The following is a 13305-nucleotide window of genomic DNA, read 5'->3' as shown; positions in this document are numbered from 1 at the left end:
AAGAGATGTCCTGGGAAGACGGCCAGGACACCAGCGGCCCGGACTACACCGCTTATGGCTGCTGCGATCAAGCCCTGACCAGATTCACGAGCAGACCGTCCAATGGGCCCGGCCGTCATCCTGAGACACCTTAGAACGAGCATACTAGCTCACTCAGCAGGCAGACACCAATGCTGCCTTCCATTTTGCTCCAGATGTCCCCAGCCGTTGTCCGTAGGCAACCCGTGAGATCGCCCTACCAATCCCAATTTTCCCGTATCCCCCCCGTTCCCCCTGACTCAAGACCAAATCAAGTGAGACACTGGCATAACAGCGTTACACTAAACGAGCCATGAATGAAAAGTCCCACACCCAAGGCGACGCCTACCAGCAACAAGATGCTGAAATATCCGCGTTGAAAGTCGATGCACCATCACTCAACGCACAGGGAGCCAGGGAGCGCTCTAGCCATCTCGTCTTATTTACATTGAGAGCCATCTACCTCGGCCTGTTGCTCGCTGTGACCGTGGTCATTTTCCTTGGGGACAGCACCAGCCACCAACAAATCATTAGTGGAGAGCAATGGAACGGTGTTATCTCCGTCATGATTTTCGGAGCAGTCATTGTTGCATTTGACATTCTTACCCCTGACAAAAAACTTGCTTCCATTTTCAGTATTTTAGTCGGACTCATTACGGGGCTCTTAGCAACTGTTGCGGTAGGAGCACTTCTTGATCTGATAGCGATCTCTTGGACTGCCGAGGATGAATCCACTTCGCTGACCTTTCAGATCATCAAGATCGCTATTGGCATTAGCATCATCTACTTGTGTATTTCCATCGTGCTGACCACAAAAGATAGCTTTCGTTTAGTTGTGCCTTATATCGAATTCACAAAACAGTCACGCGGAAGTCGGCCACTCTTACTAGATTCATCAGCGTTCATAGATTCTAGAATCGAACCGCTTGTTTCAACCGGCATGATTGAAGTGCCTCTTGTGGCGCCGGAGTTTGTACTGATGGAACTGCAAACTCTTGCTGATTCAAGTGATTCAAGCAAGAGAGCCAAGGGACGAAAAGGCCTCGCCACAGCCAGCCGCCTTCAACAACTACCACACACTCAGTTCTCCATTGACAGTACCGACTTCCCAACGATTGGCGTCGACAACAAACTCATTGAACTTGCTGCCCAATCTCAATTCCGAATCGTTACGACAGATTACAACCTCGAAAAACTCGCCCGGATCAAGAACATTCCGATCCTTAATCTGAACGCTCTCTCGCATTCCCTACGACCGCAGGCAACGCCGGGCGAAAAATTGCAACTCACTGTCGTGCGCGTTGGCGAAGAACCATCTCAGGGAATTGGGTATCTTCCCGATGGAACGATGGTTGTCATCGACGGCGCTGGAGGTAGCGTTGGCCAGTCCATTATGGTCGATGTCAGCAACACGTTGCAGACTTCTGTGGGCCAGATGGTCTTTGCCGAATATGGACAGCCTGGTCAAAGTGAGACCCCGGCAGCCGAAGCCGATATTCCAAAAAAGAAGACGCCACCAACACACCCCAGACCACGCGGAAATTCTCATAGAAACCCACGCCGTTAATCTTTGCCATGACTTCGTTGTCTCAGGCTGGCCTTTTAGTACGGCCCAGCAGTAACGCATCGATGGCCTTCTCTACTCTATTTCTATACCACTCATAGTTCATGCGTGAGTCGTGTGTAACACCTTCGCTACTCTGCACATTTATCTACGCTTGCGTTCTTGCTGAAAGTCAATAGTCCACGCCATTCTAACTTGTACATGGTGCCGCTCATTGACAATACTCATGACCGCTTATCTGGACACTCTAAAGTAAAAAGAACCAGGCTCTCTCTCGCTTGTCAGATACTGACACACCTTCTTAAGATCTGAAAAATACTCATGTTTCAGCAGATTAAGAGCGGCTACAACTTCGTAAGAAGAGTTCTTACTAAGCATGGCCTCTAAAAGATATTGTTCATTCCAAAATATGACGTTCTCACGCAACCAAACATCTAAATAATCTCGTGGCGTAAATATATCATGCACATGAACAGTCACACCCTTTGATAACGTGGGAATAATTCGCAAGTACTCATGCAACACATCGCCCTGAGGACGAATGATGTGAGACGAGTCTATAAATAAGAAATCGCCTTCTTCAAGACTTTCAAATACCTCGCAATCAACGTCCTCTACTTTGCTTCGCATTAAACTAATTTTAGGATAGCCCTCAAGCCATGACTGTTCGTATGGCTCAATGCAAATGTGGTTACACATTTGACCTGTGTCTATTTCGTTTAACTGTGAAGCATGAGAAATGAGCTTTGTACTTGAACCGCATCCAATTTCTACAACCTTCCTTGGCTTGCTGTGCCGAATAAAATTGAACAAGAACTCGGCATCTCCAGACTCGAAAGCTCCATTACCTAAACAAAACGCCATTTCCGCAGGCTTTGTTTTCTCGCCCTCTAAAAACTCATCAAATTCATTTTGGAAAGTGAGCTCTTCTAACAATTTGAGCTGTTCATTTTCTCTGAAATCGAGACCTGGAAGAACTCTCTTGTCTGCCAAAGACTTGGTTAGATTGGCATCATTGAACATTGGCTCGTAGTACTGGTCTATGATCGGGAACACGCCCAATCTTTTTAGCATTTTGGTACTTGCTCTTAAGTGCTTCGACCCCAAACGCCTGTAAGCCTTGAGTAGCAATGCCGCCAAGAGAATAAATGGAAGAAATAAAATGTCTGCACAGGACAAAACTTTCGTAGTGAAGTTTTTCATTTCTTCTTACTACCTTCAGCCAAAACTGTTCGAAATCAAGGCGATCTATGGCCTACACCAGCAAAACTACTCCCACTCTATCGTAGCTGGTGGCTTACTTGAAATGTCATAGACGACACGATTTACACCTGGCACTTCATTGATGATCCGATTTGAGATGGTCGCCAGGATGTCATAAGGGATTCGCGCCCAGTCCGCGGTCATGAAGTCCTGAGTCTCCACTGCACGCACCGCCACCACAGACTCATAGGACCGGCCATCTCCCATCACCCCAACTGACTGGACTGGCAGCAGAACCGCAAAGACCTGGTCAGTCACACGATAAAGTTCGTTCGCAATAATTTCTTCCAGAACAATCTCATCACATTCTCGAAGCAGATCAAGACGTTCGGGTGTCACTTCACCAATAATACGCACCGCAAGGCCTGGGCCTGGAAACGGGTGACGCCAGATGATCCTACCGGGAAGCCCGAGCACCTCACCCAATTTTCGCACTTCATCTTTAAAGAGATCACGAAGTGGTTCCACCAACTCAAACCCAAGGTCCTCAGGCAATCCACCAACATTATGATGCAACTTAATATTGGCCGCTGTACCAGCATGACCATGCCCAGATTCAATGACATCCGGGTACAAAGTACCCTGCGCAAGAAACTGAGTCTTGCACGGGGAAGATCCTTCACGGTCTTGACCAGATAGGCCCTGAATCTTCTCAGACTCTTCCTTGAATACATCAATAAAACGATGCCCAATCAGACGCCGCTTCTCTTGCGGATCTGTGACACCTTCGAGGTCCTTTAAAAAACGAGCTGTCGCATCGACCACTTTAAGATCAATATTAAAGTGATCCCTAAATGTCGATTCAACCAGTTCTCGTTCATTTTTTCTAAGCAAACCATTATCGACAAAGATACAAGTCAGCTGATCATCGAGTGCTCGAGCCAGCAATGCAGCGACGACCGACGAATCAACACCCCCGCTGAGCCCGCAGATGACGTGGCCATTACCAACCTGCTCACGAACCTGATCACAAGCGGTCTCCAAGAAATTACTCATCTTCCAAGACCCGCGGCATCCGCAAATCTCGTATAGAAAATTACGGAAGATCTGAATTCCGTGTGGTGTATGTGTCACCTCAGGATGAAACTGAAGACCATAAAGAGGAAGCTCTTTATGGCGAACAGCTGCATACGCACAAGTATCCGTGCGGGCAAGCGTGTCAAAGTGCTTATCCAACTGCTGCACTTGATCGCCGTGGCTCATCCAAACAGTCGTCTTCTCTGGGAGCCCTTTTAGAAGTCCGCCTGACTGCATCACCTCAAGTCGCGCCCGACCATACTCACGAGCCTCAGCGGCATCGACTCGCCCACCCAAAATTTCGCATGCAAGCTGCATCCCATAGCAGATGCCCAAGATTGGAACGCCCAGCTCAAAGAGATGGTCATCACAGACTGGGGCATTCGCCGCCGACACACTTGATGGCCCACCAGACAAGATAATGCCCTTGGGATTAAGCTGGGCCAAAACATCAACCGGTGTGTCCGGCGCAAGCAGAATGCTGAAAGCCCCAGCTTCGCGCACCCGTCTAGCGATTAACTGCGCGTACTGACTTCCAAAATCCAGAATAGGCACTACGTCAGCCTGGGCCGCAGCAGCGTGGACATGAGCTAGATCAATCGTCATGCAATCCGTCACGAAGGAGAAATGCCTCTTGAGAGGCGACCAGGGAGTAAGGGGGCAAGTGTACCTCCCATGCCTGCTTGCAGCTAGGTCGATTGCTTTCTGGGGGCGATACGGCGTATCCTGAGCAGATGAACGGGAGAAGCCACTTACCACTCATTGCCCTTTTGAGCCTATTGATGGCCAGTTGCGCTGCACCCACTATTCCGGCCACGCTCACTGGCACCGATAGCGGCGCTCGTATTCGCGGAATCCTGGCCGCCCGCGGCACTGAGGACACCAAGACCCGGCTTTTGCTGATACAGCAGCTCGACGCTGGTGACCCAGCCGTTCGATTTGCAGCCATCAATGTGCTGAGCGAGATAACCGGCGATAGAATGGGTTATCAGTATGATGAACCTCGTCCCATCAGGAGGCCAGCCATGTTGCGTTGGATTAGTTGGGGCCAGACCTTAGCCCCACCGCCCACAGATCTGGCCTCAGGTATACAGAAGTAACCCTCGCAAAAAATGAACAGCAGGTTCATAGGTCAATATGAAAGCAAACCCAAAACAAGATGCTCAGTTATCCGTTCAGTTGATGAGCGATCCACGCTTGCTGGCTGGGGTACGTGCCATGATTTCGCATGCTGCTGGGCGTTTTGGGTTCTCTGAGCTGGAGTGCAATCAGATTGGACTGGCCATTGATGAGGCCCTCTGCAATGTCATTAATCATGGCTATGAGCGACGAATGGATGGCCCTATCTGGCTTTCAGCCATGTTCACAGAGACTCAAAACCAGACGCCGCCCTCAGCAGTCTTCCTGATCGAAGATCTGGCCAAACAGGTCGATCCAATTACGATCCGCTCTCGAGATCTCGCTGAGGTACGTCCAGGCGGCCTCGGCGTGTACATTATCAATGAAGTCATGGACGATGTGTCTTACGCTATGCGTTCAGAGGGTGGCATGAGCTTGACCATGTGTAAGCAAGGAATGGGCAATCAAGCCCAGAAAGTCTCACCATCAATGGAAAATCAAAAAGAAAGCCAGCACCAACATGAATGATGGGGTGGAACTCAATCTGAATATCGAAGTCAATGGCACAACCACGATTGTGATGCCAACTGGTGATATCGATCTATCCTGTGCTGCCTCGCTACGCACGCGGCTTGGAGAAGTTCAAGCCCAAATGCCTGAGCGGCTTGTCATCGATCTCACTAACGTGCCCTACATGGATTCATCAGGTGTTGCGACACTTGTGGAAGGCATGCAAGTGGCAAGGCGCAATGATTCAAAGCTTGTGCTGTGCAACTTACAAGAACGCGTCCGTTCAATCTTTGAGATCGCCAGACTTGATATGGTATTCACCATCGTCAATTGCATCGAAGAGGCATTGAACACTAAGTAAGCTCGCCACCCGAGACGGTTTTGATGACAGAGAATGCGACTACGACAAGACACTCGGTTCCCTATCGCATCATTGAGCGATGGGGCGCCATGTGGGTATCAATCTGGCATCTGATACGAGGCATCTTGGAATTGATCGGGGGCGTTGCCACCGTCATGTCAGCCGTCGCTATTTGGGTTTATCGATCAGCCACCAACCGTCGTGTTCGATTTGGCCGAGCTGCCCTCGTAACACAAATCATTCGAGTTGGCGTGCGATCGCTCCCCATCGTCTTATTAGTTTGTGCCTGCATTGGCCTCATACTCGCTTTGCAGATGGAAGGACCCCTTGCTGAATTTGGGCAGGTCGACAAAATCGCAAATATTGTCGGCATTGCCGTATTCAAGGAACTAGGGCCACTGATCTCTGCCATCGTACTCACTGGCTTTGCAGGTGCATCGATTGCCGCAGAACTGGGCACGATGGTTGTCGGCGAAGAAATCGAAGCACTGGAAGCTCATGCGCTTAATCCAATTCGCTTTCTTGTTGTACCACGCGTGCTGGCAACAACCCTGAGCCTTATTCTGCTCACGGTGTTCGGGGACGTCATAGCAGTGGTCGCCGCTGGCTTCATGGCTATTGAATTTATGGACGTACCATATGAAGTCTATAAGGCCAACACGCTGATGCAGCTCGATGTAGCAGACTTTGTCACAGGACTTGTCAAAGCAGGTGTCTTTGGCATCATTCTGGGGTGCATCGCTTGTTACAACGGCCTCTCGGTATCGGGAGGTGCCGCAGGCGTTGGTCGTGCCACAACCAACACTGTTGTTGAGACGATTGTTGCGGTTGTGATTGCAGATCTTTTCTTCACGTTCCTCTTTTACTGCTTCAGTTGGGCATAGACTGACAAGCCGTCGTCTATGAAGAGCTTCCAAGCTCACTATTGCCTGATCAAAAACGCACCAAAAATGAAACAGGGCCTCTGACGAATCAGAGGCCCTGCTATTTTTTCAACTGATGTTGTTACAAATTAGCCCTGCTGACGCTTGGTTCCTGGAAGTACATAGAACTTACCAACAAAGCCATTTTCAACAGACTTCGTCTCAGACACGACCGCACCAAAGTACTCGCGAAGAAGCTCCATATCCATATCCTTCATTGGAGAATCCAAGCCTTCAGCAGCCATCTCGTCGGCTGCATCAGGATCAAACTGCCTAATTTGCTCAAGCATTTCCTTATGCCCAGCTTCCATCTCCACGGCCGCAAGTTCAAGATATTCGACGATCTCGGTATAACTCCAGCTCACAAATGAGTCACCTGGCAGCGTGGCCATGGCAGTCCGGAAACTGGCGTTGGTTGAAAATGCTCCAACATCCCCAGCACCAGCACTCCGCAATCCTTGCTCAACTGACTGATCGGTGCCCATAAATACCCAGCCACCGCCGATACCGATTGAAAAGCTAGCGCCTGCCCCACCTGCGTTCATGGAGTAGATTCGATTGCCTACAAAATCGCGAGGCTGCATGCCTGCCATTGGAGCAATTTCTGCCAGCGCCGTCTCAAAGGCCTGAGCATCTTTGCACTCCAACGCATAGGTGCTGTGAATGGTCTCCATGGAGTAGGGCTTTGTCGCGGCGGTCACGTTGTAAACACGTGTGCCCATCGACCCAAACAACTTGGTCAGGCGAGGCTCCCACTCTGTCATCATTTCCTGTGCCTGCATGGCCAGCATTGGACTCGAGCGAATGATCTTCTGCATCATCGGCATAATGCCCGCAAAATCGACCGACATCTCGCTCACAGAGATCGTGTTACTTGATACGAAACTCGGCAGATCACCCACCGTTGCATTCTTGCCTATCAAAGACATCAAACCGGTCTTGCCCTCTGGCATATAAGCGGCCATTTGCGCCTCGATCATGGCTGATCCATGATTCATGCCCATGCTCATACCTACTGACTTCAGATCACCAAGAAGTGCACTGATCGTTGGTTGGACCATAAAGAACATGCCAGTGCTATCCGTACTGGCAACCATGTCCCAAACGGCAGGCATCATGACACAAACGTAAGCACCCTTATCTCCCATCAGCTCTTGCAGGCCTTGGTAGTTACTGTCGGCGCTGAGCATTTCTAAATCACCGCCACCGATAACTTCGATTGCCTGGGCGACGCTCTCGCTGTCGCTGCCAATAAGAAAGTGCCCATCCTTCTGGAACAGATACATCGCTGGGAAAGAATCCCATGGGCCTTCTTTGACTTTTGCTCGCAAAATACGGACATCTGCTCCAGCGAGATCACTTTCCTCAACCTCAATCTCACCTTCTGCCTCAGCCTTTTCGATCAGCTTGTCCAGAACATCTTTCGCCAATGCGATAGAGTCGCCGTCATACGAGGCATACGCGAGAACACCAGGATCTGTGAATCCTGTCTCAGGATCAGTCACACTGAAAACTGACATGCCCACGGGCCCGTTCGGCCAAGGTGGCATCTCCTCAATATCCAACTGTTCCTTGAACTCTTTCATTTGATCAAGCATCTGCTCGTTCATTTGATCTCGAACACCTTGGAGACGCTCGTCTTCCCAGATATCCATCAGACCACTCGCTTTTGCCTGCTCAACCATTTTTTCCATGTTGTTTGAACCAGCAACGACAATAGAGTTTTTCGGCGACAGCTCTGCCATCGTAATGTCTGCCTGAACCAGGCTTGCTGCACCCAATATTGTCGCACCAACCAATATGTACTTCATCAAAGAGTCATCCTTTCTCGGATTCGCTTCCAGCTAGTCAATAGACCCAATTCTCAACCTTCATAAGGAGGAAAGTCGCTCTTACTCTGCCACAGACGTCGAATCATCAAGACCCGGAGATGGCCCAAAAGCCTCACGGGAAGGCGGCGGATGATAACGATGCCCAGAATTGGGGTTGTCTTTGTCGTACGCAAATGCTTCGCGATTGCGAATAAAATCTTTCAAATACCTTGTTGGTATTGCAAAACCAAGTGCTTCACCACCAAGGATTCCCATGTTTGTAATTCCGACCACCTCACCTTTGGTGTTGAACAGTGGCCCGCCAGAGTTACCTGGATTAATCGCTGCATCAGTCTGAATGTAAGTGATTCCATCAAAACTTCGCTGCGTTGTTGAAATCACCCCTTGACTCATTGTTCGCTCTAAACCAAGCGGGTTTCCAATCGCAAAAACGGGCTGACCAATCTCCACTGACTCTGCAAGCTCCAGCGGAGCAAATGCGGTGCCTTTGGAATCAAGTTCCGGAATACGAAGAAGCGCAAGATCCAAGTGATTATTGACTGCAACGATCTCGATATCTTCCATGACGACTCGCTTGAGCGTGCCATCTGGCTGTGTGATCCAGACCGTTGCTCTTAGATTCGTTTCGCCTTGGATCACATGGGCATTCGTAATAGCGTTGCCCTTGTCGTTAATGATGACCCCTGATCCCAAGCCTCCAGGTGTAGAGACTTTGATGACCGCTGGACCAATGCGTTTTGCCTGCTCGCGTGGACTCAGCTCTGGCAGATCTGTTGCTGTGCGGAACAACGAATCAGACTTCACTTTCATGACGCCTTCTGATTCAGAAAGATCAACATTGCCAACGTCCTCGACGTTGAACATCAGAATTTCGGGCCCCACATCGATCCAGATCGCACGATCATTACGCTTGACGACTGTGCCCTTGACTTCAGCACCGCCATTAAGAGTAATGATGTCTGCTAATACACCCGCTGACAGCGTCGAGGCGATAGCCAAGGCCAGACAAAAGAACGATGAATTAATCCTATTTGGCATAACATTCTCCGGCATGAGCAGATCATAAAAATACACGCAGCGGCCCCAGATGGCCGAGACCGCATAGTGTAGTATATCCCTCTCTGGACTGCGTTCCACGTACGTCAGGAGCGTACTGACCATTGGCGAACCACTGAGGAGCTTGTTCTATGCCACGTTCTATTCTGTCATCATGCCTGCTACTGACTTTTTGCCTTCCCACCACACTCATGGGCCAGGAATCAGATCTGGCAGATCACTTTGGTTTTGGTGGCCTCGAAGTGATTAAAATTGGCAGAGACGCAGGACCCATCTATATCAGCGATATTAATAATGATGGCCTGAAAGACCTTATTGCAATCAACAACCGTGCAAGCCGAATTGATCTGCTCACGCAGAAAGAAAATGCAAGCCCCTCCTCTGAACAAGCCAATCCCAAACATGCCAACGAACTGCCCGAACACTGGCGGTTTAACCGTGAACAGATTTCAGTCATGCATAAGGTCATGGCCATTGCGATCCATGATTTTGACAATGATGGACTCAGTGACCTGATCTATGCTGGCAGCCCTGATGAGATTGTCTTCCTCAAACAGACATCACTGGGGAATTTTGAGACCAGCCGTCGCCACCGCGTCAAAAACCTCACCGCCAATCGAAGCGGGTTCGCTGTGGCAAATCTCATCGGTGATTCAGCACCAGAATTAGTGAGTCTCGTTGAAGGCGACATCTGGATTTGGCCCATGGATGGCGATCAGCTGGGCCAAGAGACGGTGCTGTCATCCGGTGAAGGTATCGCTGCATTTAGACTGTCAGATTTCACCGGCGATGGACAAACAGATGTCGCTGGAATCATTCCAGAAAGTTCAGCACCTGTCAGACTTTGGCTTGGCAGTACTGAACAAGGCATGAAGACGATAGGCAGTCAAATTCCATTTGAAATGCCCGCCCTACGCGAGTTCATCTCTGTGACACTTCCCGATGACCCCGCCGCGCGTATGGCCGTTATTGAGAAGGCCTCAAAACGTATCGTTTTGTATAAAGTGAGTAAAGAAGCCGTCGCCGAAACCGGCGATCGAGAAGCCTCGCTAAGAGTCCAGAGCTTTACCGACCCCTCTAATCGAGGCCGCCAACAAACAGTCATCGACACCGATGGTGATGGACTCTTAGATCTCGTTGCCACGGACACAGAAGCCAATGCCCTGGCCATCTACCGGCAAACCCCCGGTAAAGGTATGCAGGCTGGCGTTCTGCATCCCGGTCTTTCCGATGTCAAATCAGTCGTCGCTGGCAATGTTGATGATGATCCTCAGGCAGAGATTTTTGTGCTGAGCGAAAAAGAAGGCGTGGTTGGACGGAGCGATGTCACCGCCGATGGCAAGATCCCCTTCCCACGACCACTCAATCTTTCCGACGGGCACACGCCACTGGCGCTGAGTCTTGTCGAACTCAATGATGGAATGTCCGTCGCTGTCATTGGCAAGTCCACCCGTGATTACATGATCGATCTGATTGATATGGATGGCCAACGGCGCAGTTTTGAACTTGGCAAATTGACAAAGTCGCCAGAGGCCATTCTTGCTATTGATGCAGATCAGGATGGAAAGACCGACCTCCTACTGATGACCCCTGACCGGCCCATGATCATGATGCATGCAACTGATGATGGCTTTGAAATGGTTGAATCAGACAGCATGGGTCAATACGGCTTGGTCAAAGCAGCTGGAAGCGACAACACCGCCGTCAAAGACATCGACTTCGATGGAAAAGCAGAGCTCCTGATCGCAGATAAGAACTTTGTACGGGGTGTCCGCTACGAACCGAACCCGGGAAATGGCATTAGTCCTGGATGGCAGGTCATTGAGCAAATTAACGCCCATGATTCAACTGCCGATCTCGTCGCGATCGACCTCTTGCCCGATGGCAACTTGCTCGTTGCAGACAAAGAAAATGACCGTCTCCTGATTATGAACTCAGAAAATGACACCACGGGCCCCTGGAGCGAAAAAGAGGCCATCTCGGTCAGGAACTTTGATTTTGGCCCGATCTACTCAGGCTCATTTGCTGGGTCCGGCGATGCGGATGTGCTTGCCATCGGCAAGAGTGGTTTTGCCGTCATTCGCTTGAGTGGGGATCGTTATTCACTCAAGGAAGCAAACACTTGGCGAACCGATGAAGAACGCCGCATGCAACATGAGCTCTCTGTCGGTGATGTCAATGCCGACGGCTATACCGACATGGTGTCACTCGATAGTGGCGAACAGATGCTAGAGATCTTCACGTTTACCAAGAACGGCGATCTGAAATATGTCACAGGCTTCCAGGTCTTCGAGTCAAAGCTGTTCTCTGGTGGAGCGGGAAGAGAATACGAGCCTAGCCAGGTCATCATTACAGACATGACCAATGACGGCGCTCACGACATCATTTTACTGAGCCATGACCGGATACTCATGTACCCACAAATGACAGAAAAGAAAAGCGGCTAAGTACTAACCACGATTTTCGATTGGTGTATACGGTGCATCATGTGGTCCTGTGTAGGCACAACGTGGCCGCATAATACGATTGTCTGCCAGCTGCTCCATACAGTGACCTGCCCAACCAGCTACTCTGCTCATTGCAAACATAGGCGTGAACAAATCTATCTCAAGACCAAGTGATCGATAGGTGGTGGCGGAGAAGAAATCCACATTTGGATGGATGCCTCGATCACCAACTCGCTGTTCCATAATCTTTTCAATGGCATCACTCATCGCAAATAGCTTCTCGTTGCCTGTATCTGCTGCCAGATGCTCAGCAAAGCCGCGTAGATAGATGGCTCGTGGATCCCATACTTTATAAACACGATGCCCGAAGCCCATAATCTTCTCTTTTCGCTCCAATTTACCTTCGATGAAGGCTGGAACTTTGTCGAGCTCTCCAATTTCTTGGAGCATGCGCATCACGGCCTCGTTTGCACCACCATGCAGTGGCCCCTTCAATGTGCCAATGGCTGTGGTCACTGCTGAATACATATCGCTGAGTGTGGAAATTGTCACGATGGCTGCAAACGTAGATGCATTGAGACCGTGATCAACATGTAAAACCAAGCATGTATCAAGTGCGTTAGCCATACTGTCGGTAGGCTCTTTGCCAGTTAGCATTTTGATGAAACTCGCCGCAATCGATAAATTCTTGTCTGGCCGAATAAACTCGCGATGTTTGCGGTGCCGATCAAAGTTTGCAATCAAGGTTGGCATACTGGCAAGAATTCGTATGGATTTATTACGATTGGATTCCAAGGACTCCGACTCTGCATCTGCGTCGTAGAGACTGAGCGCCGAAACCATGGTCCGCAACGCTGACATCGGTGGCGCATCGACTGGTATCTGCTTGATAAAATCCCACATCTGTTCTGGCAAATCACTCGCATCACGAATTTCTTTGATGAATGATTCGAGCTCTGCAGATGTAGGTAGTTTCTTATTCCAAAGCAGGTAGACAACTTCCTCATAGGAGGAGTTTTGAGCAAGCTCACCAATTGGAATACCCACGTATTCAAGAATACCCTTCCCACCATCGATGAATGACATCTCTGATTCTGAGGCAATTGTGTGCTCAAGTCCCTTATCAACACCTGGCATACCGGTCGATACAGCAGTCAATAGTCAACTCCCGACTCCTTGCTGGAGCCTGCTAGTG

11 protein-coding genes and 1 other RNA gene are annotated in these 13305 nt (G+C 49.8%); 6 read left to right on the top strand and 6 right to left on the bottom strand.

Translation table 11 applies throughout. The features are described 5' to 3' along the window. Positions 1–17: 17 nt before the first annotated feature. Positions 18–114: signal recognition particle sRNA small type (gene ffs / locus P8J86_09545), an RNA gene on the bottom strand. A 217-nt stretch (positions 115–331) separates the two neighbouring features. On the opposite strand from ffs, the gene P8J86_09540 reads away from it, so the two are divergent. Next, the gene (locus P8J86_09540; GenBank protein ID MDG2054938.1) at positions 332–1585 is read left to right on the top strand and encodes a hypothetical protein; all 1254 of its coding nucleotides are present in this window, start codon (positions 332–334) and stop codon (positions 1583–1585) included. 231 nt (positions 1586–1816) lie between these two features. Here P8J86_09540 and P8J86_09535 read toward each other — a convergent pair whose 3' ends face one another. Together P8J86_09535 and guaA are read right to left on the bottom strand one after the other, a co-directional pair. Further along, positions 1817–2785 (bottom strand): class I SAM-dependent methyltransferase, encoded by a 969-nt coding sequence (locus tag P8J86_09535; protein MDG2054937.1) that lies wholly within the window; start codon positions 2783–2785, stop codon positions 1817–1819. 66 nt (positions 2786–2851) lie between these two features. Further along, entirely contained in the window at positions 2852–4468 is a 1617-nt protein-coding gene (gene guaA / locus P8J86_09530; GenBank protein ID MDG2054936.1) for a glutamine-hydrolyzing GMP synthase, read from the bottom strand. 176 nt (positions 4469–4644) lie between these two features. On the opposite strand from guaA, the gene P8J86_09525 reads away from it, so the two are divergent. Genes P8J86_09525 through P8J86_09510 form a run of 4 tightly spaced genes read left to right on the top strand, consistent with a single transcriptional unit; the run spans position 4645 to position 6736 of the window. Then, positions 4645–4962, top strand: a complete 318-nt coding sequence (locus P8J86_09525; protein ID MDG2054935.1) for a hypothetical protein — start codon at positions 4645–4647, stop codon at positions 4960–4962. Positions 4963–4999: 37 nt separating this feature from the next. Then, the gene (locus P8J86_09520; GenBank protein ID MDG2054934.1) at positions 5000–5509 is read left to right on the top strand and encodes an ATP-binding protein; all 510 of its coding nucleotides are present in this window, start codon (positions 5000–5002) and stop codon (positions 5507–5509) included. Continuing rightward, entirely contained in the window at positions 5502–5852 is a 351-nt protein-coding gene (locus tag P8J86_09515) for an STAS domain-containing protein (GenBank protein ID MDG2054933.1), read from the top strand. The genes P8J86_09520 and P8J86_09515 overlap by 8 nt, the downstream gene beginning before the upstream one ends. A 23-nt stretch (positions 5853–5875) precedes the next feature. Then, entirely contained in the window at positions 5876–6736 is an 861-nt protein-coding gene (locus P8J86_09510) for an ABC transporter permease (GenBank protein ID MDG2054932.1), read from the top strand. Between the two features lie 128 nt (positions 6737–6864). Here P8J86_09510 and P8J86_09505 read toward each other — a convergent pair whose 3' ends face one another. Both P8J86_09505 and P8J86_09500 read right to left on the bottom strand, forming a co-directional pair. After that, complete coding sequence (locus P8J86_09505) at positions 6865–8586, bottom strand: hypothetical protein (GenBank protein MDG2054931.1); 1722 nt, start codon at positions 8584–8586, stop codon at positions 6865–6867. Positions 8587–8667: 81 nt separating this feature from the next. After that, on the bottom strand, positions 8668–9645 hold the full coding sequence (locus P8J86_09500) for a trypsin-like peptidase domain-containing protein (GenBank protein MDG2054930.1): 978 nt from the start codon (positions 9643–9645) through the stop codon (positions 8668–8670). A 149-nt stretch (positions 9646–9794) separates the two neighbouring features. Here P8J86_09500 and P8J86_09495 point away from each other — a divergent pair, with 149 nt between their 5' ends. Next, positions 9795–12110, top strand: a complete 2316-nt coding sequence (locus tag P8J86_09495; GenBank protein MDG2054929.1) for a VCBS repeat-containing protein — start codon at positions 9795–9797, stop codon at positions 12108–12110. 3 nt (positions 12111–12113) lie between these two features. Here P8J86_09495 and P8J86_09490 read toward each other — a convergent pair whose 3' ends face one another. Next, the gene (locus P8J86_09490; protein ID MDG2054928.1) at positions 12114–13268 is read right to left on the bottom strand and encodes a citrate/2-methylcitrate synthase; all 1155 of its coding nucleotides are present in this window, start codon (positions 13266–13268) and stop codon (positions 12114–12116) included. Between the last annotated feature and the right edge of the window lie 37 nt (positions 13269–13305).

It is taken from the genome of Phycisphaerales bacterium (assembly GCA_029268515.1).
Classification (GTDB): Bacteria; Planctomycetota; Phycisphaerae; order Phycisphaerales; family SM1A02; genus JAQWNP01.
The sequence above is the reverse complement of the archived record's forward strand: the minus strand, read 5'-3'. Positions and strand labels throughout refer to the sequence as shown.